The organism is Anaerobiospirillum sp. NML120511 (genome assembly GCF_023050955.1).
GTDB lineage: Bacteria > Pseudomonadota > Gammaproteobacteria > Enterobacterales > Succinivibrionaceae > Anaerobiospirillum.
Map to the genome: position 1 here is coordinate 60,419 of NZ_JALKIK010000001.1, position 24,641 is coordinate 85,059.

Sequence of the window (24,641 nt, forward strand, 5' to 3'; positions counted from 1 at the left end):
CGTATATATTGTTTCCGCGAGGATAACTGTGTTATCGTTTCTGAAACAGTCGGGAAAATTGTGCCCCAGCTGGAACGACGCCCACGTATGGATTAGGACAGAAGAAATATGGCCAAAGTCCCAATTGAGTACTATAAGAAGCGCATATCTAAGGAAAATCTGAGAGGCAGATTTTACAATACAAAAGAAGTTATATCAGGATATTATGTTTTTCATTATATGCCTGATGTGAAGCCCGGAGCGGTCACAGGCTTACCAATCTTTTTGCTTTGCAATTCAGCTGTGGAGGAAGAACCGTTTTTTATTCAGACTGATGGAACTGAACGACTTGAATATGAAATCAAGAAGCATCTGGAAAATCAAAAGAATAAGAGCAAGTGATTAAAAGGCGCCCAATACGGGTGCTTTTTATTTTGAATACTGTTGAGCTGGTTTCACCCCTGTAACGAGCTGATATTGGTATTTACATAAGCTGGCATACAGTTCTCTCCTGGCTTTCAGGTCACTTTAATAATGCGCCTGACAGACACCTCTGCAAAGATGTCATAACAACTGCAAAATCATACCAGTATGGTCTGTTGATAAACCTTAAGACTGCTGTGGCATACGCTACAAAACATATTATAAAGTAGTATGTATTACCGTTCCGCAAGTACGGTAATTTAACATGTGATGATGTTAACTTAATCTTTATTTAGTTATGTAAAGCAATTCTGAGGCATATCAGGATCGCAATAAAATGCTGTATTACTACAGCATTTGCTCTCAAAAAGGCGGCACAACATAAGCCGCACCGCCCTGGACTAAGAGAGAGAGAACAAAAAACTTATAATCAGCCGAGCATGGACAGAGCCAGCTGTGGACGGGTATTAGACTGCATCAGCATAGAGGTGGCAGCCTGCTGGATGATTGACTGCTGAGTAAGGTTGGAAGACTCTTCTGCGAAGTCTGCGTCGCGAATTCTGCTACGAGCATCAGCCTGGTTTGCAGAAACATTTGCCTGGTTACGAATGCTGGACTCTAATCTGTTTTGTAAAGCGCCCAGGTTGGCACGATCACCCTCAATAACGCCAAGCATCTTATCTACAAGGTCAATGGTACCATTTGCGCCTTCAACAGTCTGAATCTGGAACTGCTTTTGATCAAAGAACTTTGCATCTACCTGACCACCATTAGCACGCTCTGTAAACTTTCCAATAGAGAAAGTATTAACATTGAATGTAATGGTATCGCCACTGTTAGCGCCTACCTGAAGGATCATCTTACCTGCGGTTGCGGCCTGGGCAGCACCATAAATCGAACCTGTGCCATCGCCAAATAAGACAGTCTTGCCACCAAAGGTGGTCTTTTCTGCAACACGCTGAATTTCGGCAGCAAGGGCATCTGACTCTTTCTTGAGGGCATTGCGGTCCTCAGCTGTGTTGGTACCGTTAACAGACTGAACAGCAAGAGTGCGGATCTTCTGCAGCATGCCGGATATTTCGTCCATGGCACCTTCAACAGTCTGGGCAAGAGCAATACCATCAGAGGCGTTGCGGTTAGCCTGATTCAGGCCATTAATCTGAGTGGTTAACCTGCTTGATATCTGAAGGCCGGCGGCATCGTCCTTTGCAGAATTAATTCTAAGACCTGAAGAGAGGCGCTGGTAGGTCGTATTTAAGCTGTTCTGTACATTGTTCAGCTGGTTTCTGCCCTGTAAAGAGCTGACGTTCGTGTTGACGTAAATTGCCATGGGGTTCTCTCCTGAATGTCAGGCCGCAAGCCTGACATGACGGGCATCTCTGCAAAGATGCCATTACAACTACAATCAGCAGACTTTGGTCGTTTGCATAAAGGCCTGATGTGTTGGGTATACCGAACATGTTTCAGGCAAAATCCGATAAACCGATCTGCTGACACGGCTATCCGATTTTTATTCTGTGTTGACTGTTTATATGACGATCCAGGTTCTCTCTTCTCGCTCTGTGCAGGCTTTGAGTTTTCTGCAAAATCCTCTGATGCATGCACTTTCTCTCTATAATCGCCATATGTATATATGTATTCTCTGTAGACAGATTACCAGACATAGACCACAGATCAAGCACAGGCGCCTTTCGTAAGATTGTTTGTCCAATGCCTAAAACCGCTCTCATGCAACCGTTAACAAAACAAACGCCTGTTATATCTATTTTATGAGTACAAAAATGGCTCTTACAGATCTTTGGCTTGTATGACAGGTTTATCGTGGATAATAGGGTACAGACCGCACAAAGTCATCTTGGAGACAGCCCATGGATCGGCACAAAAATGACCATTGCAGCCCAAATAGCGTCAGTAATAAAGGAAAAGAGCCGTCCCCTTCTTTTTTCAATGATGCGGACAGCTCTTCTCATCTGCGCACTGAGATTGATCATCAAACTGGTGAGTCTGCTGCTCCTTCAGGAAACGAACACGAAGTAGCAGCCCCAGCCATGGGATCTGCAACAGCAGTACATGTGATTTCTGCTCATTCTGAAACAGGCTGGGCAAGGGTTTATGGATGCATTTCAGCTGCTGCCCAAAAAGCAAGGCATGCCGCTGACGTTGTGGTCGATGATGCCTCTGCAGTTGTTGACGATGATGCCTCTGAAGTTGTTGACGATGAAGCCGCTGAGCTTAAGGGGGATTGCGCTGATGATGGAGTTGAGGAACTGGCTGATCAGGCTGATACGGCGGTTAGGCATATGGTGGTGCTGGGTGCATCATCGGAGATTGCCATAGCTGCTATCAAGGAATTTGCCCGCACCGGCTCATGGCGCTTTTCACTGTGTGGTCGCAATATGACTGTTCTTGAGAGGACAGCTGTTGAGCTGACTTCAACCCACGGATGTCAATGCAGCTGTCACTACTTTGATACCGGGATGCCGAATGCTGACATGAAGATGCTCTGGCAGAGACTTACGGCAGAGGCCAATCAGGTAAGTGAAAGTGAAGAGAAGGTATGCAGTGGGGTGGATACTCTTTTCTGTGCTGCTGGTTATCTTGGTAATCAGCATTGGGCAGAGCATGACCCGGCTGAGGGCGAAGAGATAATGCGCAGCAACTGCACCGGCCTTATGCCACTGGTCAGCGCCGCAGCCAGCTATTTTGAGGAGCGCAGGCACGGATGCATTATGGTCATCACCTCAGTAGCTGGAGACAGGGGACGCTGCTCCAACTACTTCTACGGAGCCTCCAAAGCTGCCATGAGCGCATTTCTCTCTGGACTGCGTGTCAGGCTGTATCAAAGCGGCGTATCAGTTGTGGACATAAGACCTGGATATGTCAGAACACGTATGGTAGCTGGCCGCAAACTGCCACCCTATATCACTGCTCCCACAGAAACAGTAGCCAGGGACATTGTCAGGGCATGGCATACCAGACCTGCGGTGCTTTATACCATGTGGCTGTGGCGCTACATTATGTGTGTTACCCGCCATATCCCTGACTTCATTTTCAAGCGCCTGAACATGTTCTGACCTTTGCCATTGCCCTCCTGGTGACGTCCAGGTGTAGTCATGGTGAGACCAGGTCAGGCTGTCAGCTGGCGTGCCCAGGTTTCGTCATGGTGAGACCTGGTCAGGCTGTCAGCTGGCGCGCCCTGGTTTCGTCATGGTGAGACCAGGTCAGGCTGTCAGCTGGCGCGCAATGGTGACCTCATGCATCAATCAGGATGCCCTCAGGATTATCCGGTATGTGCTGGCGCATGATGCCTCAAACTGTTGCCCCAATAGAACAGGGCCCGCCTTGAGATTCAACTCATGGCGGGCCCTGCTGTTTTGACAATAGAGTTATAGCCATCTCAGCCTTTTGCCGCACGGCAGAGGCATATGGCATATGGCAACTTAAATGCCGGGGGCTGTATCAGTCATTGGCAGGCACAGTGGCCCGGCAAGCTCAGTGGCCCCGCAGGCACAGTTGTCTGGCAGGCACAGTGGCCTGGCAGGCATGAGGATCAGACTTGCTGAGCTGGCTGAGCAGCTGAACTGGCATTTTCAGTCTGGGGCTGAGGATCGGCGTCTGGATTGAAGGTCAGTGAGACCACACGCTGCCTGATTTGCTCGCCCATGGCAAAGGCACGTGCCTGCGGGGCATGCCATACAGGGGTCAGATCTTCAGCAAGGTCGAGGTTCTGGCCTAAATTGCGGAATATATCCGGATTGTGGAAGTCTGAGCCCAGGCTGGCCATTATTTTGTAATTGCGGCACAGGGTAGTCAGGTACTCACGATCGGCTTCACTTTGCTGTGATGAGGAGACCTCTATGGCCTCACCACCACAGGCAATGAAGTCCTCAATAAGCATACGCAGACGGCGGTTGGAAATCTTGTAGCGACGAGGGTGGGCCAGCACTGCAATGCCGCCTGCAGCCTTGATGGCGGCTACGGTTTCATCTACCGGCCCCCAGTCATTGCGCACATATGCCTTCTGACCACGGCGCAGGTATTTGTTAAAGGCCTCGTCAATACTGCGTGCCTTGCCGTCCTGGAAAATAAGACGGGCATAATTGCCACGGGTAATGGAGGCACCGGGCTGGGCCTGCTCACAGCAGCGCTCATAAGGACGCTCAAAGCCCAGGCGCTCAAGGCGCTCACCTATGGCAACCGCACGGGCAACTCTCTGACCACGTCTGACATCAATAAGACGGGTCAGCTCGGCATTTTCAATATCCAGGTAAAGACCAACAATATGAATCTGCTCATTACGCCAGGTAGTGGAAAATTCAATACCTGGGATGATACTGAGCTGACGCTCTGCAGGATCGCGCTCCAGGGTGCCATTTTTAACCCCTGTTACCAGGGCAGTAGGCAGAATGTAATTCTCCTCAGGAGCATCTGCAGCACCGCTGCACAGCAGCTTGTTGCCTTTTTGCGCAGCAGCCATGGCCTCAACAACACCGGCAACCAGATCATGATCGGTAATGGCCAGATAGTTAAGGCCGCGACTGAATGCGCGCTGTACAACCTCTGTTGGGGTCAGTCCGCCATCTGATGCTTTGGTATGGCAATGAAAATCAATATTGCTAATGGTGCTCATCTTCAATCAGCGCCCCTGCCCACCCTCAGGCAATCAGCGGCACAGCCTCATTTAAACTGAAAAATAATTGTCCAGCATGGCTCCTGGTCCTGAACCTGCCCTGCGCCAGGTTCCTGCACCAGTTTGCTCTTCAGCACTCCAGCATCCCAGCTGTTGAATCGTGCAGCAGCCCGGCTGACAGGCCTGGCAGCAGCCTGCTCTGTGAGCGAGCACATGGCGGTGCATGGCGCCTGTGTGAAGCCGAGATGTGGCAAGGATGGCGCTAAAGCTGCAGCCCCAGCCAGGATGCGGCCGCAGCGGCAGCTCAAGCAAGGATGCGGCTGCAGCGGCTGCAATAGCTCTGACGGACTGCTGTTGCGCAAGCTGACTGCAACCTGCAGGCTAAGAGCTGCAAGGTCAGCTTTCGGACTTGTCCATCAGCAGCTCAAAACGCTCATAGAGGGCATCGAGCTCAGCGGCGAGCTCAGCTCTTTTGTTGTTAACTGCCTTGATCTCATCAGGGCTCTTTGAGTACAGAGCTGGATCGGCAATCTGGGCATCAACTGCAGCCAGTTCCTCTTCTTTAAGCTCAATCTTTTCCGGCAAAGCTTCAAGCTCATGAGCCTCGGTAAAGGACAGCTTATTGGACTTGCTCTTTGAGCTGCCCTCTGAAGCTGCAGCAGCGTCAACCTGACTGTCTTTTGCACCTTTGTCTGACTTGTCAGCCTTATCAGCACGTTCAGCCTTTTCAGGCTCACTGTCCTTGCCTGAGACCACCAGAGCGGCATTCTTGCCTATGCGGCGGTAATAGGCCTCAACATCAGACCAGCCGCCCACAACAGTCTCAATATGACCATTGCCGTCAAATACCCAGGTTTCAGTAGCAAACTCATCGATAAAGCGGCGATCGTGAGAAATAACAAGTACAGTGCCCGGAAAGTTCTGCAACATTTCCTCAAGCAGGTCGAGAGTCTCAAGATCAAGGTCATTGGTAGGCTCGTCCATAATGAGCACATTGCATGGACGGGCAAAGATGCGGGCGAGCATCAGACGGTTCTTCTCACCACCTGACAGAACCGAAACCGGGCTGCGGGCACGACGGGCGGTAAAAAGGAAGTTCTTGAGGTAAGACAGAACGTGGACAGTACGGCCATTGACCGGAACATCCTGCTTGCCCTCAGCTACGTTATCAGCTACTGATTTGGCAGGCTCGAGCTGCTCATGATACTGGTCAAAGTACTGAGACTCGACATTGGTACCGATACGCACATAGCCATGATCAGGCTTTACAAGCCCCATCAGCACCTTGATAAGAGTAGTCTTGCCCGCGCCATTTGGTCCGACAATACCAATACGGTCACCACGCATTACTACAGGGCTGAAGTTTTTGATAATGTCACGGCCATCCCAGGTCACTGTGATGTTATCAGCCTCAAAAACAATATTTCCAGAGCGGTCAGCCTCGGTGATTTTGATGATGGCACGCCCCTGACGGTCACGGCGCTCAGAGCGCTCCTTACGCATGGCTTCAAGATTGCGCACACGACCCTCATTACGGGCCAGTCGAGCCTTTACACCACGGCGAATCCAGGCTTCCTCTTCAGCAAGGACACGATCAAAATCAGCTCGCTGCAGTTCCTCAAGACGCAGGCGCTCATCACGCAGGCGCAGATAGTCATCAAAAGCACCTGGATAGGAATAGAGCTTGCCACGGTCCAGCTCCACAATACGGGTAGCCAGATGATCCGCAAAGGTACGATCGTGGCTGACAAATACTACAGTACCCTTAAAGCCAAGCAGATACTCCTCAAGCCAGGCAATGGTTGCAATATCAAGATGGTTGGTCGGCTCATCAAGCAGCAGTACCTGCGGCTCGTTGGCAAGGGCAGCAGCCAGTGCCGCCTTACGGCGCCAGCCACCTGACAGAGAGCTAAGCGGAGTATCAGGATCGAGATCAATCTTGTTGAGAATCTTGAAGATCAGGGCATCTTTGATCCAGCCGTCATGCTGCTCGATAAAGGCTGCCAGACGCTCCTGCTCCCTTGGATCAGTGCTTTCCTTGAATGAAGCCAGAGCATCACCCACGACATCAATACCCCGGGCTACCATGGAGTAGACAGTGCCCTGAGCATCCTGAGGCGGATCCTGAGCCAGGCGATTGATACGCAGACCATCACGGAAGATCATGCGTCCGTCGTCAAGCTCAATACGATGGTCAAAGAGCTTGAGCAGCGTGGACTTGCCGGTGCCATTACGGCCTACCAGGCAGACACGCTCTCCTTCTTCAAGAGCAAAGTCAGCCCTGGACAGCAGAGCATCGTCGCCATAGGCCAGTGAGGCCTCCATCATGGTAATCAGAGCCATGGATTAAAGCTCCTTAAGGCCCTGTGGGCCCCATACACGTGCCGGACGACGGCCGGTGCTGCCCGGACGTCCTGCGCGGCCAGCGCCCTCACGCTCACGGCTGCCCCCGCCACCGTTGCCGCGACTGTAGCCGCCGCGCCGGTCATCACGGTCGTAGCCGCCGCTGCGGCGGTCATCACGGTCGTAGCCGCCACCACGGCGCCCGTCGCGGCCATAGCCGTCGCGGCCATAACCACCGCTACCACGGCGCTCGTCGCGGCTGTAGCTGCTGCGCTCGTCGCGGTCGTAACGGCTGTCACGATCTTCGCGCTCATAACGGCTGCCATCACGGTCATAGCGACGGTCGTCGTTGCTGTAGCGGGTACGGGCGCGGTCGCGCTCAAAGGTGCGATCGCTGCGGGAGCGTCCCTCATCCTCACGGCGGGCGGCACGCTCACCTGACCAGGTAAAGCGCTCGGAACGAACCTCAAGATCACGGGACCATTTAGGTCTCATGGTGTTGGTTACCAGAGCCTCAGGCTCTTTTGTCTGAGCCTCTTTGTTCCATATCAGGCGGAAGCAGGTATGCAGCTGCTCATCGCGCTTGAAGTCAGGATCAAAGCTTTTGGAGGTGATATTGCTGACTGTAAAGCCGTACTCTTCAAGACCATCATCGAGTTTGAAATTGCGTCTGTTGGTACAGAAAATTACTGTGCCGCCATCATTGAGATGACGGGTAAGATTGCCCAGCATCAGCTTGTGATCACGCTGCACGTCAAAGCTCTTCTCCATACGCTTGGAGTTGGAGAAGGTAGGCGGATCAATGTAGATAAGATCGTAGCGCTGCCCCTGATCGGCAGACAGCCAGGCAAGGCAGTCAGCCTGCATGAAGTGGTGCTCAGGATGAACAGGCTCTGCGTCCTCACCAAGTGCAGCTGCGGCTGCAGCTGCCGCAACAGCCGGCACACTGAAGCCTCCCGGAGCGTCGAGATCCATGCCGTTTAACTTGAAGTTTTCACGACCCCAGTCAAGATAGGTACGGCTCATGTCCACAGAGGTGGTACGCACAGCACCGCCCAGAGCAGCTGCCACAGAGGCAGAGCAGGTGTAGGCAAAAAGATTAAGGAAGCTCTTGCCGGCGGCCAGCTTGCGGATCAGTCGACGCAGTGGTCGGGCATCAAGGAACAGACCGGTATCCAGATAGTCGTGCAGGTTAACGCTGAAAGCCACATCATCTTCATAAACAGTAATGAAGTGACCCAGAGCATCCTCACGACGGGCATACTGGGACTCACCCTTCTGCTTTTCACGGCTCTTTACAATGACATTCTCGCCGGCAGCACCGGTAACACGAATGGTGGCTGCAATCATGTCCAGAAGGCGCTTTTGAGCTACATGGGCCTTTACTGTTGCCGGAGCCTGATACTCCTGAATGATGTAGTACTGGTTATAGCGGTCGATGGCTGCGTTGTACTCAGGCAGATCAGCATCATAAACGCGATAGGCGGAAATCTGTTCACGGGCAGCCCACTTGTCCAGATGCTTCATATTGCGGGTCAGGCGGTTGGCAAAATCAACAGCAACCTCTGCCTCACCAACAGCAGCGCCTGAGGCAGTACCGGCTGCTCCTGCTGCGCCAGCTGCTGCAGCACCCTGAGCTGCACTTTCATCCCCCTCTGCCTGACGGTCCAGCTTGAAAACACGCAGCTGACACTCAAGGGCGCCGTTGAACAGGCGATAGCTCCTGTCTACAGTAAGACGCAGACAGGAGAGCAGCTCTGGGGATGTGGAGATAACAGCGGCTATGCCACCTTTAAACAGTGTCTTAAGACGGTGACCAAGGTTGGTATAGAGCAGAATCAGCTCATTGAAATTGCCCATGCGCTCGCCATATGGCGGATTGGTAACCACAACGCATGGCAGTTCATTAACACCGGCACAAGGGTTAATGAGATTGTCCAGTGGACGGTGCTCCACTGTGATTAAATCGGAAAAGCCGGCCTGAGCAATGTTTTCTTCAGCACGCTTTATGACATAAGGGTCGGCATCGAAGCCAAACATTCTGATGCCACGGGCGGCAGCAGCTTCACGGCCCTTACGGGCGCGCTCTGAGGCCTCTTCATGAATCTTCTGCCAGCAGGCCTCATCATAGTCTTTGAGCTTCATGAAGCCATAGGAGGTACGCATCAGGCCAGGGGCGGTATCAGTTGCCAGAGTTGCAGCCTCAAGCAGCAAAGTGGCCGATCCGCACATAGGGTCGACAAAATTCTGGGAGCCGTCAAAGCCTGAGCGGGCAACCATGGCAGCAGCGAGGTTTTCTTTTAACGGAGCGGCACCGGTAGAGCGGTTGTACTCACGCCAGAACTGAGCAGTGCCAGACAGGTCAATACCTACAGCAAGCTCGCCCTTTTTGAGGGTAGCAATGATATGCACATCAGGGTTATGACGCTCAACATCAGGTCGCTCCATACCGCAGGCTACAAAGCGGTCACAGACGGCATCCTTGATACGCAGGGCACCATACTGAGTATTACGAATGGCGCTTGAGGTGCCATTGAAGGTTACAGCAATGGTTCTGTCAGAGTCGAAGTACTTCTCATAACCAATGCCCTGAGCACCCATGTACAGATCGGTGTCATCCTCACACTTGAAAGTGTTGAGGTTGAGAATAATGCGGGAAGCAAAGCGGCTGTACAGGCAGACACGCATGCCCAGCTCCATGTCTCCGGAAAAGGAAACACCTGAGACTGTTTCCTTGACCGAGGATGCTCCCAGAGCACTCAGTTCACGGAATAAGAGATTCTCCAGTCCCTTGGGACAGGTTGCGAAAAATTTCTGCATATCATCGCCCTTGCTGAGAATAATGAAAGTCAACCGCTCATTATATCGTTATTCATCAGGCTTTGGCATCACTGACCACTCCGCCGCGCAATTTTCGCGGCCCGCCCCTCCGCGCCCCATTTACACAGCCCTGCCTTGTCATACCTCTCAGGTTATAACCCTCATGCCGACAACTCCTCCCCAGCCCGGCCCTGCCAAGCCTGCAGGCTGCAGACTGGGCAGGGCTGCGCTTTGCAGCTGGGAGCTGTGGGGCTGACACAGCGCCTGAGCATGGCCGGTGGCATTCAAAAGGCAGGTTCCAGATACGGCAAAGCCGGCATTAAGCCGGCTTTGAGGCCCTTGCGGGCAAGGCCCTGGCATTGTGGCCGGGGCAATGGTCAACCTGGGGTGCATCAGGATAGCCATAAATCAGTTGGCAGATGGAGTGTTTCCGGTACGGATCTGGAAGCCCAGATGGTAGAGCTTGCGCACCTGCTCAGGAGTGCTGCACTTAATGGTAACCTTCTTGAGCTCATGGCGCTCTTCATAATGCTTGCGCAGGAAATCAAAAGATGGACCGTTGTAGCACTGGGTGCGGAACAGACTGTCGTCACGGCGCACGTCATATACTGAAAATACCAGGCGGCTGAGCAGACTGTTGGTTATCAGAGCGTTCTTGTTAAGCTCAATGCAGGCCACATCTGATGGAACCTTAGGAATTTCGAACTGGACGTTAAGTGCCAGCTTGTCAACCAGAGACTGAGCTACCATTTCGGTACCACGGTTCTTGGCCTCCAGGGAGTAACCGGCGATATGGGCAGTACAGCCCTCAAGCAGAGGAATAAGCTCAGGTACCAGAATTTCAGGCTCGTTTTCAAAAACGTCAAACCAGGCGTGAATATAGCCAGGATTGGCACTGAGCAGCTCATAAAGAGCTCTGTTATCAACAATGGCGCCACGGGCGGTGTTGATCAGAATCTGACCCTCACGCATGGAGGCCAGCTCTTTCTGACCAATAAGATAGCGGGTAGGGTAGTAGTTATCAGGGGACTCATCAGTAAGCGGCACATGCAGAGTGACCATGTCACAGGCAAGGGCTTCTTCAAGAGGACGGTTGTACAGCTCAGGATCGGCAAGGTCAAGATCGCACATGAACTCGTCACCCTCGGAGAGGATGCGCAGTGCAGCAACCTTTTCGTCCACACCGCCATAGCGTGGATCACCCTTGCCCTGCATGGACTCAAGCAGGGAGCTGAACTGGGAGGCTCGCAAAGGGTCACAGCAGACCACCTTCATGCCCAGAGCCTGAGCACGGCGGTAAACGCGGGTACCTACATGGCCCATGCCTACAATACCAATGGACATCTGTCCAAAATCAAGATTATAGCGCTGAGCCAGAACCATCCATACAGACAGCACGTAGTCGGCTACAGAGCGGGCATTACAGCCATGAGCGGCTGAAAATGCAATGTGGCGGCTCTCCAGAGCTGCACGGTCAATGTGATCGATGCCGGAGGTGGCTGTGCCTACGAACTTGAGATTGTCTGCATGCTTGAGCAGCTCATCATCTACTCTGGTCACAGAGCGCACTATGAGTGCATCGATGTCCTTAAGATCCTCAGGACAAATGTCGCGTCCATATTTAAGCTCAACTTCGCCAAAGGCCGAAAAAATCTGCCTGGCATTGGGAATTGCCTGATCCGCAAGGATCTTTAACATGACCTAATCCTCTGAAACATTCCTGCTACCACAAGGGACCCGCCCGCCGCTTGCGCGGCTGCCAGCTGAAGTATCTGGAATCTGCCCCGGGGCAGCACCACTGAGGGAGCATGCCGGTGAGCATGTTCATAAACATGTCAGCTGATGACAACAGACTGTGGGACTGGCGGAAAAAACAAAGCCCATATCCCCGAAAACCCCGGATCAGTGATGATCTGGCACTTTCAGGAATATGGGCATTAAGCGTGCGCCACTCACCTGCCTTGATGACAGGCGATATCAAAATAAAGTTAACTGCAATTTAGGCTAAAAACCTGTGTAGTGAAAGCCGGCCAAAAGCCTGCAGACAGATGGTGCACTAAGGCACTGACTGCCGGGCAGTAACATCCTGCCCCTTTCACATTTATGCGACACGCTTATGCCCGCGCAGCTGCCCCGGCAACCTTTGTGGCAACCGGACCTGGTACCCTTATGTCAGATAAACAGGCAGCGGGGTACTGCTGCGCTCATCATGATTCTTCCCGGCAGATAATTCTGCCGTCTACCCTGCCCCTGCACCGGAGTCAGAGCAGCTGCCACCCCACAGGGCGGGCATGGGCATATCTTATCAGGAAAACGCCCGAAAAAATGAAGACAAGCTCACGAGATCTGCAAAGATCACCAAAAAACCACCCTCAATCCCCGATCTGACCTGAATACAGGCTCATGCTGACCTCATATTCAGGCCAGGAACAAAGCCATGGCAGGAGGCATACAGAGAGCCATGGATCCAGCTTCCTGCCAAATCAGCTGCTGCGTAAACTGCAGCAATCAGTCAGCATTCTGGACCGCTGGTCTGTTCCATCAGGATGCCCTGAGGCAGAACTCAGGCATATAGCCGTCTAAGCCCCCATCACAGGAATGGTGCAGGTGTCGCACCTGCTTGCCGGATTAGCAGTGGTATAAGCGGGCATGGCTGTGCGTGTACATACTAATGGCGCACATCAGCCATCATAGCGCGCTATTCTAGCCTAAAGAGCCCTGTGAAAAAAGCCATATCCCGCATCTGAAAATGGCTTTTTAAGCCATTTGTTAAAAATATGGATCATTTTTATCAGACCGCCGGGCGCCAATGCTGTCAAACAAGAAAGAAACGCATTTTCATGTGTGTATCGTGACGGCACGGCACGGTATAATGGGCCACCATTTATTAATCAGGATTACTAAATTAGCGCGGCGCTGAATTATCAGCTTTTACACCTGCCCGGCCGGGAGGAAAATCTCCGCAAAATACCGGCAAAAGGCACGCCACGCTCCCAGCTGCACAGGGCCCTGTCCCTTGCAGTACATGACAGCCCCGCAGTCAGCTCATTTGAGCAGCGCCCCCCAGTGGTGCTGCGCAGCCATTGCCAGCGAGCACCGCATCCGGTGCCAGCCTGGTGCCAGGCAGCCATTGCCAGCAGGCACCGCATCCTGTGCCAGCTGTACGACTTGCAGTCAATGACTGTGTGCTCCACAGCATGGAAAGCCTTGAGGTGTACCGCAGCAAGGGCTCCTCAATGTGCAGCTCAGTAAGGGCTCCTCAATGTGCAGCACAGCAAGGGCTCCCTTGATGTGCAGCACAGTAAGAGCTCCTTGATGTGCAGCTCAGTAAGGGCTCCTCGATGTGCAGCACAGTAAGGGCTTCCTCGATGCGCAGCACAGCCGGCGCTGTTCAATGGTAATACTGATTACTGGCAGCATGACCTTTGTCTGTCGGCACATCATACGTCAGCACCTTATCTCCCAGGCCCGGCCGGGCCGGAGTAAGAATGCCGGCGGTTTTTCAGGTTGAAAACCAGGAATTAAAACATGTCTTTTAAGCTTGAAAATGCTACCCAACGTTCCACTACCGCCATGTTATTAGGCTCTGGCGAGCTTGGTAAGGAAGTGGCCATTGAACTGATGCGTCTTGGTGTACATGTCGTAGCCTGCGATCGCTACGATAATGCCCCTGCCATGCAGGTTGCCCATGAGCGTGCCGTTTTTGACATGAAAGATCCTGAGACCCTGCGTGCTCAGATCCACCGCATCAAGCCAGATGTAGTTATTCCTGAGATTGAGGCCATTGCTACTACCATGCTCATGGAGCTTGAGGAGAAGGAAAACCTCCACGTAGTACCTACAGCAAGGGCTGCCTACATCACCATGAACCGCAAGCAGATCCGTACCATTGCTGCTGAAGAGCTCGGTCTGCCAACCTCCCCTTACTTCTTTGCCACTACCCTTGAGGAAGTAAAGGCTCAGATCGACAAGGTAGGCTACCCATGCATTATGAAGCCTGTCATGAGCTCCTCAGGCAAGGGTCAGAGCACCATTAAGACCCCTGAGGATGTTGAGACCAGCTGGAACAAGGCCTGCACCGAAGGCCGTGGCGGTGTGGCCGAGGTGATTGTTGAGGGCTTTGTGCGCTTTGAAAAGGAAATCACCTTATTAACCATCAGCGCCGCTGACGGTATCCACTTCTGCCGCCCTATCTTCCACCACCAGGTAAATGGTGACTACCATGAGTCCTGGCAGGGTGATGAGCTGCCAGCTGACATCCAGGCTGAGTGCGAGCGCATTGCCAGCAAGGTGGTCAAGCACCTTGGCGGTCACGGCCTCTTTGGCGTAGAGCTCTTTATCTGCCCTGGTCAGGAAAACCAGGTAGTATTCTCCGAGCTTTCCCCACGTCCACACGATACCGGCATGGTAACCATGATCTCCCAGGATCAGAGCGAATTTGCCCTGCACGTCCGCGCCCTGCTTGGCCTGCCAATTGGCCAGATCACCTTTATCGGCCCATCTGCCTCTGCAGCCCTGCTCGTTGAAGGTGACGGCACCACCATCACCTACGAAAACATTGCCGAGGCTCTCAAGACCGGCGGTGCCCATTCCAATGTACGTATCTTCGGCAAGCCTGAAGTACGCGGCGAGCGCCGTATGGGTGTAATGCTGGCCCGCTCCACCTCAGTTGAGGACGCCGTTGAGAAGGCCAAGGCCATGCGCGCCACCATCAAGGCCACCGTAACCGCCTGATAACTTCAGGTCCAGCCTGCCATGCCAGCACTGGCATGGCAAGGCATGACTGGCCTGAACCTGCCCGGCATGGCATGACTGCCAGGATTGGCAAGGCCAGTGCCTGGCAGCCTGGCCATGCAACCCTCACCGGGGCGCTGTGGGCCAGACATAAACAGGGGCATGCTCCAGATTCTGGAGCATGCCCCTGCTGTTTTTGGCCAACCGACGGGCCTTAAAAAACATCCCTGCCCTGCCACCATGACAGGCACAGTTGTCGCGGCTGTGGCCAGGTACTAAGAAAGTGCTTTGTCATTCTGCGCCCGGGAGCTGTCCCTTATCTGTTTTGCTGCACTGAGCCAATGTGACTGGGCCATTGAGGTGCATAGTATGCCTTTCCATGGGCTGCAGCCATCTGATAACGTGAGTTCTGTCACACTAAGACATTTTGAAAGTCAAATTTTAATCAGATGAGCAAAACAAGAATCTATAATACTCATGGCCTTACATCTATGTTATTCAGGCCAGGCCCGAATACAGGCACTTTGCACAGGCATTAGTGCCGGGCATATTGATATTTTGAAATTAAAAGGTCGTGACCACACGCACAGTGGACCTGCCAGGGGCAGCTCCATGAGCCAGAATCAGTCCGACCGGTCAGAAACTTAGTCCAGTAGAAGTAATACAGTTTATTTGAGGAGAAACAGGCACAATATAAGAAGATATCAAAGATGAACAGCCTGACTGTTAACTGGCATGTAACAGAAAAATGCAATTTCAAATGTCACTACTGCTTTGCCAGATACGCAGATTGTGACCGCCAGGAAGTCCACACAGACAGGGACAGGATAACAGCCCTCCTGGCCAGGATTCACACCTCCTTTACCTCGGTATATGGTGCAGATACCCTGCGGCTTAATATTGCCGGAGGCGAGCCTCTTCTGTGTCGTGACCTTGGTTTCATTATTGAAACAGCCCATAAAATGGGTTTTGCCGTTTCAATCATCACCAACGCCTCCCTTATCACCCCCGCATTTGTCACAAAGTATACTCCGCTTATGTCTGTTTTTGGCATAAGTGTCGACTCACTTAACCCTGAGACTAATATCAGATCCGGAAGATGTAACAGCAAATACAATCTCGGACTTGAAGATATTCAGGCTCTGGCAGCGTCATTGAGAAAAGCATGTCCCGGGATCAACCTCAAGATAAATACCGTGGTCAATGCCTTCAATTTCGACGAGGACTTAAGTGAACTCATCCAAACCGTATGCCCTGACAAATGGAAAGTGCTGCAGGCCATCAGTATCAACACTGACAGGCAGTTCTGTACTGATGAACAGTTCAGCCATTTTCTCCACACCCACCGTCATCTGAGCCACTGTATTGCCCATGAGAACAGCGATCTCATGATCAACTCGTATCTGATGATCGATCCCTACGGAAGGATCTATCAGAACGCAGCCGGTAACGGCAGCTCCTACAGCTACAGTCCCTCCCTGCTGGACCTTACTGACAGACAGGCCGCTCAGTGGCTTGAGGTAGACATGAACAAATACCACGAACGTTACCGTCCCAACCGCCTGCCCCAGTAAGGCACTGGCATTAGCCCGGGCCATTCCATTGCCTTAGCCATAGCACTTGCCATGGCCATGTCCGTCGCTGTGGCCGTGTACGCGGCCGTGGCATTTGCAGTGTCAATCTCAAAGCCAGCCTGCCTGCATCCTGACCATCACTGCACAATCCCATACAGCAGCAGTTACGGATGCGCAGCGGTCTAAACAGATTTTGTCCGGTTTTAACCGTGCCCCTGTCCTGTTAATGGGCTGGTATGGTGTTCAATATGACAAAGATCCCGAATTTATCGGAAAAAAATTGAATAACAGGGGCTGACAGTAAGCTGATTTTGCTGCACAAAACATCAAGAGTTTGCATTATTATGGTGCATATTATGGTTTTTCAACCAAAATTTGAGGCTGGTAACACAAAGTTTCATCGATATTTGCTGGTATCAGCCCCTGCAGTGCTATCATGCCGCCATCACTGTCAGCAGTAACATATGCATGACCCTGTATAAGCATGAGGTCTGAGACAGTTATTTTTCGGCTTTTCGGTCTTTGTTAATTGAAGGACATTTGGCATGCCAAACATTTTTCAGAATTATCTGACCATGGACCCGTTCATTCTTCTTTCTGCAGTTAATCTCAAGCTCAGAGACAGCTGCAGCTCACTTGAAGATCTGTGCAAGACCCACGAGATCGATGAGGACAAGCTGGTAACCCGCCTCAAGGAGGCCGGCTTTACCTACAACGCAGCCCAGAACCAGTTCCGATAATTCTGCAGTCCCTGTTAAGGGATGGGAAAGTTACGCCGCCTGAGCATGGCAGGTACCAATACCAGGCAGTACCACTCAGGCCATCAGGACCGCGCCCCAAAAGGCCCGGTCCTTTTTTCCCCACCCCAGCCCGGGCCCGGCCTGGCTCCTGCCATAGTAAGCTGGCAGCCACGGCATGCCGCCTTGCGGTCCTTGAGGCAGTAACTGTGCTGGCGTGAAGCCACAGCAGCGCGGTGCCGGTATAAGCCAATCGCAGCGGTGCCGGTGTGATGCCATGGCAGCGAGGTGCCGGTATAAGCCAATCGCAGCGGTGCCGGTGTGAAGCCACAGCAGCGCGGTGCTGATGCAAGGCCATGATTTGCAGTGCCGGTGTGATGCCATGACAGCGCTGCTGCGGGCATCTGTAGTGTATATATGTGCGCTGAGTTGCAAGTAAGGGGCTCAGCTCTTCATAAAAAGACTTGTTTTGCTATAATTTTGCGGTCGCAGGCGGATTGCCCCTGCAGAATGTAATTTTTGTAATCGTATGAGGATCAGGCTAAATGGCTGACAGCAGAATTCTGGATAAGCTTTCCAAGCTTCTTGCTATGAGTGAAAGCGGTAACCCTAATGAGGCTGCCATTGCGCTGGAGCGCGCTCGCAAGCTTATGGAAGCCCACCAGCTTTCAACTGAGGACGTTGCCTTACGCGCCATTAATGAAACTGAGGAAAAGGTACCTTCTATCCTCAAAGACAAGCGCATGTATACCATTCTGTCCAGTATTGTAACCCGAGCTTTCGGTCTTACCTGCTTTTACCGTATGAATGGCTCTACTGTTAAGTCTGTAGTGTTTGTAGGTCCGTCCGACCGCTGCCAGACTGCCACCTATACCTTTACTGTTCTGGCCCGCCAGGCCGCTATTGCCAAAAAGAATTTCCTTGCCAGAAGACGTGAAGAGCTGCTCAATGAGTGGAAAGAGGCCAATCCATTCTTTATGGAAATTCAGCGCTGCAAGCGTCTGAGCGATATCTACAAGCTCGTGTCTGAATCCTGCAAAAATGCAGATAACCGTAACCTGCGCCGCTCTGCCACAGCCTATCTCGACGGCTGGATGCGTGCTATCCATGAGAAGGTTACTGACTTTGCCATGACCTCAGAGGAAAATCACCTCATCGAGCGCTTCATGGAGGAAAACCATCCTGACCTGACCACCATGAGCCGCTTCCGTGGCCGTGGCTACAGCCGCTCTGACTGGCAGCACTTCCAGAACGGCAGCCGTGATGCCGAAGAGGGCGTAACCCTGCTTCACGGCGTATCAGGTGATATGCAGCGCCACGAGCTGGGCTACGACGGCGAGTAATCCCCGGACAGCTCACATATATGCCTCTGAGACAGTCAGGGGCCGCTGCCATTGCCGCGATCATTCCCGCAGGCTGCAAAGACGCAAAAAGCAGATTAGAGTAATCTAATCTGCTTTTTGCTTTTATGGCCCATGAGACTGAGCGCAATACCCGCAGCTCAGCTGCTGGCGGCAGGTGCCATGGCAGCAGGTGAGCTGCTGACGCCATGGCAGCAGATGCCGGTGCTGATTCCGGGGGCTGGGGCATAGCGGGCCACAGGGCATCCTGAGCGACAGCAAGGCGGTGCTGCATGCAGCCAGCTGCCGCTGACTGCTGTGCGGGCTGCTCCCTAGAAGTACTCACTGATGCGACGGAGCAGCACCATGGAGCGGGTGTCCTTTTCATCAATGGTATTGAAGAGCATCTGGCACTCCTGCATCAGGCTTTTAGCCCTGCGGTTGAACTGATTGCGACAGTACTCTTCATAAATGTCGCGCTCGGCCTCAAAACAGGCCCCCGGAAAGTTCTCATTGAAATAGCACATGGCCTGGGCCGCAAAGCGGGTGTAAGGATTACCCACCATGGACAGATTGGTTTCAAGCCTGATGTCATGACTCATCAGACGCTCAAACACAGGCTTTTCGTAAGGTGCAAGCTTCTTGAAGTAGAGATCGTAGAAAGGCAGGTCCTTATCAGTAAAAGCAGCTGCTGCCTGATACAGAGCCTGAGGGTCAATCTGGACCCCATCAAGCGTGACGTCATCAGCCTCTGCCTGAGTCTTACCCTGAACATCGTCAGGTGCCCCGGCATCATGGCCGCCATCAGCAGACGCAGGCGCAGCTGGAATTGCTGCAGATGCAGCAGCGCTGGGGTCGGCAGCGGCGCTGCCGGTGGCGCCATCGGCTATGCCGGCTGCAGCACGCTGCAGGGCCTTGAGCTGGTCGTGAGGCAACAGGTCGGCCAGATTGGCGTTCTCCAGGCGGGCACGTTCGGCATTGAGATCGAATTTGAGTTCCTGCTGGCGCTCAGGGGTAAGAATGCCTGGCGGGGCCATAAGCGGAGCCAGATCAAGGTTGATGGTAATGAGGCTTAAGCTGTTGCCGTCATTCTTGATGGCTTTGACAAGGCGCAGATCCTGACTCTGGCTGAGCACACGTATCAGGCACAGACGGCCTTCATCAATGTGCACAAAGTAGGGTCCGTTTTGCAGGTTAAGTCTGCGGGCACGAGGGGCACACAGGAAGGACATGATCTTTGGATCGTGTTCATTGAGCCAGGTAAAGATATGATGCAGGGCATCGGCTCTGATGAGCTGGTTATCCAGATCTCCGGTAAATCCCAGATCCCTTGCTACCTGATTGAGATTGGTGATGCGGCGCAGTCTGGTATTACCAAACAGGGCACAGGTCTCAAGAGCGGTCTTGAGATCGACCATGTAGTTAAAGCGCGCAAAGATATCAGGCAGGAAATAATTCTGAATGGCCATGGCATTGAACACCGACAGGTGGCGCATGGCAAATGTGACAAGCACGTCATTTTCCTGGAGAGGACGAAGCTGACTTGAAGCCTCGGTCATAAACTCCAGCGAGGTCATACCGTGCTTGAGATTGAAAGGATCGATATTCTGGCGTAACAGAAAGGCCGGGGACACCAGACCATGCAGAGGAATGCGGCACAGCATCAGCTTGCGAACAGTAGCATAGTCAAGGGATACCCCCTCAGGAATACGCAATATGCTCATGCCTGCCATACGGGAATGCAGTGAAGGGGCACTCAAAGGCAAAGGAACAGCATAATAAAGGTTACGGTTCACGTCATCGGACTCCTGACTGGTGCTCAAACATCCCGCACGGGGCCGCCGCTATTTTATCACATCAGCCCCATAAGACAGGCCCGACGCTGCAACCTTGCTCCCTGCTCCATGGGCCGCTGCAACCTTGCTCCCTGCTCCATGGCCACTGCAACTTTGCTCCCTGCTCCATGGGCGGCTGTGCCACGCCCATGCCTTGCAGCGCGACTGTCAGTCCAGGACCGTCTAACCGCTCTGTCGCCAGAAAGCACAACGCCCCGGCAGGCGGGAGCCTGCTGAGGCGCTGTAATTACCTCCCTGCAATGGCCGGGCTGTCAGGCTGGCCTGAGGACGCCTGCGGCGGCGGCAGCGGCGGCTGCATAGCAGCTTGCTCTGAATGCCGGTGGCGCTGCTGCGCTGCGCCGTGTGTCTCATGCGGGAGGTATGTAAGATATCAGGCTTTATTCGGCCTTCTTACGGGTGGTTTTGGTGGTGCTCCTGGATTTGGTGGCTGTGCTCTTACGTGTGGCACGCTTCTTTGGAGCCTCAGCTTCACCCTCACCCTCGGCTGAGCCTGCGGCTGCAGCTGTCTTGGAGCGGCGCATTACTGTTTCTTCCCAGGTATTGCTCTCAGGCTTGTAGTAGGCTGCCCAGGAAGTCTGCTTGCCATTGGCATCAACAGAAGACAGGTACTGGACCTTGAACTTGCGGGAGAAACGTACCTGAGCCGGATTTCCCTCGCTGTCAAACTCAGGACCGTCAGCCAGATAGTAGAACTTTGGAGAAATGCGCTCACGGAAGCGGCGCAGCTCACCTACAGTTACCGGACGGGTTTCACGTACCTTAGGGAAGTCGTGGGCTGCAAGGAAGATACCTGAGGCACCGTCACGCAGCACGTAGTGGGACTCAGGGTTCTGATTGCAGATCAGCTCTGGCAGATCAACAGCATCTTCACGTGGAGGTGCTACCTCACCATTCTTGAGGATCTTGCGGGTGTTCTTGCATTCCTCGTTGGTACATAGCATGTACTTGCCAAAACGGCCCTCCTTGAGAACCATGTCATGGCCGCACTTCTCGCACTCAACTACAGGGCCTGCAGCTGCCTCACCGGAGAAGTCACCCTGCTCTCTTAAGAAGCCGTCACAGACAGGGGCATTGGAGCAGATGTAAATCTTGTTGTTCTTATCGATGAGATAGGCTTCCATGCGTGAACCACACTTAGGACAGCGGCGGCTTTCAAGCAGCAGCGCGGCCTCAGTAGCCTCATCCATCTCGGCGCCATCAGGAATCTGCTGCTCGTTGGTTGGAGTCAGATTGACTGTGCAGCGGCAGCGATCCTTGGCCTTGACCTCCTGGTCGTGATAGCCCATGCAGCTTAAGAAGGTACCGGTACGTCCCATGTGAATGGCCATATGATACTTATGGCAGCTTGGGCACATAATGTCGGTCTCAATGGCACGGTTTTCCGGCATACCGCCCTGATCAGCTGGCAGCATGGCCTTTTCCAGATGGTCAGAGAAGTCCTTGTAGAACTCATCGAGACTGGATATCCAGTTACGGCGTCCGGCAGCAATCTCGTCAAGAGACTCTTCCATGGAAGCGGTAAAGTGATAATCCATAAGATTGGCAAAGGAGTAACGCAGACGATCGGTTACGATTTCGCCCATCTTGGTAGCAAAGAAGCGGTTGCGCTCAACCTTTACGTAGCCACGCTCCTGAATGGTATTGATGATGGAGGCGTAGGTTGATGGACGGCCGATACCATCCTTTTCCAGCTCCTTAACCAGAGTAGCTTCACTGAAGCGTGCCGGAGGCTGGGTAAAGTGCTGAGCCGGGATCAGCTCTTCGAGCTTGAGGGTATCGCCCTCTGATACATCAGGCAGCACCTTGTCGTCACTGCGACCGCCCAGCAGGATGCGGAAACCGTCAAAAATATCGGTACGACCGGTGGCTCTTAAGAAATAGTTGCCGGCCTGAACGGTAATGGAGCGAGTCTCATAAATGTTGTTGCTCATCTGACAGGCGAGGTAACGCTCGAAGATAAGCTGATACAGACGCTGACCATCACGATCGATATTGCCAGGGAGCTGCTTTAACTCAGGATGGGATGGACGAATGGCTTCGTGAGCTTCCTGAGCTGACTCCTTGGACTGGTAGATATTTGGCTTTTCTGGCAGGTACTGCTTGCCGTAGTTTTCGGCAATGATGTCACGGGCAGCATCAATGGCTTCCTGTGACAGGTTGACGCTGTCAGTACGCATGTAGGTAATCAGACCACTCTCATACAGACGCTGGGCAACAGTCATGGTCTTCTTTACGGAAAAGCCCAGACGGGTGTTGGCGCTCTGCTGGAGGGTTGAGGTGGTAAATGGTGCCGGTGCGTGAGCTGAGCCCTTCTTGGACTCGATTTTGACTACCTGGAAAGTCTGGCTCAGCAGCTGGTTTACTACCTCCTGGGCCTGAGCGGCATTGGTAATGTTTACCTTGCTCTTGCCCTCGGTGGCCAGCATAAGCTGCAGCTGCTCCTGACCAGGGGTCAGGGTATTGGCACTGATGGTCCAGTATTCTTCAGGAATGAAAGCCTTGATTTCGCGCTCACGGTCAACAATAAGCTCTACGGCTACAGACTGCACACGGCCTGCAGACAGGCCTCGGCCGACCTTCTCCCACAGCAGCGGGCTTACCATGAAGCCTACTACACGGTCGAGGAAACGGCGGGTCTGCTGGGCATTAACCATGTCCATATTAACCTGCTCTGGATTGGCAAAGGCTTTCTGGATGGCGCTGCGGGTAATTTCAGGATATTTGACACGCCAGAAAGGCTTGTCTTCTTTTTTGGATGACAGGATCTCGCGCAGGTGCCAGGCAATGGCCTCACCCTCGCGATCAAGGTCGGTTGCCAGATAAACGACGTCTGCACTCTTGGCAAGACGCTTGAGCTCAGCTACGACAGCTGTCTTCTCCGGCATGATTTCGTAATGAGCTTTCCAGCCGTTAAGCGGGTCAATGCCCATACGATCAAATAGTGCAGAGCGCTTTTCCTCAGCTGTCTTGCGGGTGCGCTTGACCGGCTCGCCATCTTCACCTTTGGCTGAGCGGCTTTTGGTGGCACCTGTAGGCAGGTCACGGATATGGCCGACACTGGCCTTAACAATGTAATCCTCTCCAAGGTAGTTGTTGATGATTTTGGCCTTGGATGGAGACTCTACAATAACTAACGCTTTGCCCATTCCTTTTCCTCACCTCAGGACATCCTGAGGTCTAACAATAAGCAATCCGCCCTGAGGCATCATGAGAGCCCGTCCGGCATGACAGTGCGCTGAAAATGTGTGCTTTTCAGACAGCACAAAGCCGCCTTTACAGGCAGCGCTGTTGAAGATCATGTCACCATGATCCATGGCAGACCACGAGCCTGCGCTCTCACAGCGCTGGTCTGGCCCGACCCTCCCGCCATGATGCTCTGCATCACACACAGCCCGGCCGCCACACAGTACAGCCTCCATACAGGCCAATCACGCCTGAATGAAGCCAGAACCGGTATCTTTGCAGCCCTGGCCTGTAAGCCTGATAAAACACTGCACGGCATAAGCAAAATCTGCGTACAGTTTCAGGGCAAGGCAGGTTGCCATTCGGGTAAGAGGCAGCATTCCAGAACCTTCCTGCAGGCCTTTGCCATCCACAGGTACATGCCCAGCAGCATGTGCATGCCCGCAGCATGTGCATGTCTAACCGCATGTGCATGTCTGACCGCATCAGCCCCAAAAGCAGAGCACCGCATCAGCAACAGGCACAGCCTTATCGCAAGGACATAACATTAATTGCCGGAGCATGCGCTCAGTGACCTCAGACCAGTATCCTCAACTGAACATCCAGAGCTCATCATCAAGAGCCTGAACGTAAGGGAACGGTCTCAGTGCAAGGACATAACCTTAATTTCCTGAAATTGACCATATATGAATGTATACGGATATTCAGGTCAGGCAAAACCAGGCAGGTAACGCCAGCCCGGCCATACGGGCCATGCCATACCATGCCATAAAGGCCAGATGACGGCACGCCACTGAACAGTCTGGTTCCGTTGAGTTGCTCACCGCAGAAAACCGCAGTAATTTCACAGCCGGTATCAACTCCCGACTGCAGTCTCCGTACAGCGCCCTTTTATGGGACGTTTCTGTTAACTTTTCTGCACTCTTATTTATAGGCTAGCTCAGATATTCATGTTGAGCAAGCGGCTCAAAGCGAAATAATTTTCCCGCAGCGCCATGCGCAATAGCAACTTTTACTCAAAA

The 24,641-nt window shown here is 52.9% G+C and carries 13 protein-coding genes; 6 read left to right on the plus strand and 7 right to left on the minus strand.

Features of this window, described 5'->3' with window-relative positions:
- The first annotated feature begins 108 nt into the window (after positions 1-108).
- Complete coding sequence (locus MXE39_RS00110) at positions 109-381, plus strand: hypothetical protein (protein ID WP_246977341.1); 273 nt, start codon at positions 109-111, stop codon at positions 379-381.
- Between the two features lie 451 nt (positions 382-832).
- Here MXE39_RS00110 and MXE39_RS00115 read toward each other — a convergent pair whose 3' ends face one another.
- Positions 833-1,732 carry a flagellin gene (locus MXE39_RS00115; RefSeq protein ID WP_246977342.1) on the minus strand — a complete coding sequence of 300 codons (900 nt, stop codon included), beginning with the start codon at positions 1,730-1,732 and terminating at the stop codon, positions 833-835.
- Between the two features lie 538 nt (positions 1,733-2,270).
- Here MXE39_RS00115 and MXE39_RS00120 point away from each other — a divergent pair.
- A complete protein-coding gene (locus MXE39_RS00120; protein WP_246977344.1) occupies positions 2,271-3,476 on the plus strand; it encodes an SDR family NAD(P)-dependent oxidoreductase in 1,206 nt (401 codons plus the stop codon).
- A 476-nt stretch (positions 3,477-3,952) separates the two neighbouring features.
- Here the strand turns inward: MXE39_RS00120 and MXE39_RS00125 are convergent, their stop codons facing one another.
- The 4 genes from MXE39_RS00125 to MXE39_RS00140 form a co-directional block, all read right to left on the minus strand.
- Positions 3,953-5,032 carry a PHP domain-containing protein gene (locus MXE39_RS00125; protein ID WP_246977345.1) on the minus strand — a complete coding sequence of 360 codons (1,080 nt, stop codon included), beginning with the start codon at positions 5,030-5,032 and terminating at the stop codon, positions 3,953-3,955.
- 396 nt (positions 5,033-5,428) lie between these two features.
- Entirely contained in the window at positions 5,429-7,375 is a 1,947-nt protein-coding gene (locus tag MXE39_RS00130) for an ATP-binding cassette domain-containing protein (protein WP_246977347.1), read from the minus strand.
- A 3-nt stretch (positions 7,376-7,378) separates the two neighbouring features.
- A complete protein-coding gene (gene rlmKL, locus MXE39_RS00135; protein ID WP_348647453.1) occupies positions 7,379-10,195 on the minus strand; it encodes a bifunctional 23S rRNA (guanine(2069)-N(7))-methyltransferase RlmK/23S rRNA (guanine(2445)-N(2))-methyltransferase RlmL in 2,817 nt (938 codons plus the stop codon).
- Positions 10,196-10,603: 408 nt separating this feature from the next.
- Positions 10,604-11,893 (minus strand): 4-phosphoerythronate dehydrogenase, encoded by a 1,290-nt coding sequence (locus tag MXE39_RS00140; protein ID WP_246977348.1) that lies wholly within the window; start codon positions 11,891-11,893, stop codon positions 10,604-10,606.
- Positions 11,894-13,723: 1,830 nt separating this feature from the next.
- Between MXE39_RS00140 and purT the strand changes: the two genes are divergently transcribed.
- From purT to MXE39_RS00160, 4 genes are all read left to right on the plus strand, one after another.
- A complete protein-coding gene (gene purT, locus MXE39_RS00145; RefSeq protein ID WP_246977350.1) occupies positions 13,724-14,929 on the plus strand; it encodes a formate-dependent phosphoribosylglycinamide formyltransferase in 1,206 nt (401 codons plus the stop codon).
- 710 nt (positions 14,930-15,639) lie between these two features.
- Positions 15,640-16,503: a viperin family antiviral radical SAM protein gene (locus MXE39_RS00150; protein ID WP_246977351.1), complete on the plus strand. Its 864-nt coding sequence runs from the start codon at positions 15,640-15,642 to the stop codon at positions 16,501-16,503.
- Positions 16,504-17,048: 545 nt separating this feature from the next.
- The gene (locus tag MXE39_RS00155) at positions 17,049-17,243 is read left to right on the plus strand and encodes a DUF4250 domain-containing protein (RefSeq protein ID WP_246977352.1); all 195 of its coding nucleotides are present in this window, start codon (positions 17,049-17,051) and stop codon (positions 17,241-17,243) included.
- 542 nt (positions 17,244-17,785) lie between these two features.
- Entirely contained in the window at positions 17,786-18,583 is a 798-nt protein-coding gene (locus MXE39_RS00160) for a DUF2786 domain-containing protein (RefSeq protein ID WP_246977354.1), read from the plus strand.
- Between the two features lie 329 nt (positions 18,584-18,912).
- Here the strand turns inward: MXE39_RS00160 and MXE39_RS00165 are convergent, their stop codons facing one another.
- Complete coding sequence (locus tag MXE39_RS00165) at positions 18,913-20,403, minus strand: hypothetical protein (protein WP_247073685.1); 1,491 nt, start codon at positions 20,401-20,403, stop codon at positions 18,913-18,915.
- 410 nt (positions 20,404-20,813) lie between these two features.
- A complete protein-coding gene (gene topA / locus MXE39_RS00170; RefSeq protein WP_246977357.1) occupies positions 20,814-23,582 on the minus strand; it encodes a type I DNA topoisomerase in 2,769 nt (922 codons plus the stop codon).
- Between the last annotated feature and the right edge of the window lie 1,059 nt (positions 23,583-24,641).

Coding starts and splice junctions, on each gene's coding strand:
- MXE39_RS00110 (WP_246977341.1), top strand. CDS start 109: ATGGCCAAAGTCCCAATTGAGTACTATAAGAAGCGCATATCTAAGGAA.
- MXE39_RS00115 (WP_246977342.1), bottom strand. CDS start 1,732: ATGGCAATTTACGTCAACACGAACGTCAGCTCTTTACAGGGCAGAAAC.
- MXE39_RS00120 (WP_246977344.1), top strand. CDS start 2,271: ATGGATCGGCACAAAAATGACCATTGCAGCCCAAATAGCGTCAGTAAT.
- MXE39_RS00125 (WP_246977345.1), bottom strand. CDS start 5,032: ATGAGCACCATTAGCAATATTGATTTTCATTGCCATACCAAAGCATCA.
- MXE39_RS00130 (WP_246977347.1), bottom strand. CDS start 7,375: ATGGCTCTGATTACCATGATGGAGGCCTCACTGGCCTATGGCGACGAT.
- rlmKL (WP_348647453.1), bottom strand. CDS start 10,195: ATGCAGAAATTTTTCGCAACCTGTCCCAAGGGACTGGAGAATCTCTTA.
- MXE39_RS00140 (WP_246977348.1), bottom strand. CDS start 11,893: ATGTTAAAGATCCTTGCGGATCAGGCAATTCCCAATGCCAGGCAGATT.
- purT (WP_246977350.1), top strand. CDS start 13,724: ATGTCTTTTAAGCTTGAAAATGCTACCCAACGTTCCACTACCGCCATG.
- MXE39_RS00150 (WP_246977351.1), top strand. CDS start 15,640: ATGAACAGCCTGACTGTTAACTGGCATGTAACAGAAAAATGCAATTTC.
- MXE39_RS00155 (WP_246977352.1), top strand. CDS start 17,049: ATGCCAAACATTTTTCAGAATTATCTGACCATGGACCCGTTCATTCTT.
- MXE39_RS00160 (WP_246977354.1), top strand. CDS start 17,786: ATGGCTGACAGCAGAATTCTGGATAAGCTTTCCAAGCTTCTTGCTATG.
- topA (WP_246977357.1), bottom strand. CDS start 23,582: ATGGGCAAAGCGTTAGTTATTGTAGAGTCTCCATCCAAGGCCAAAATC.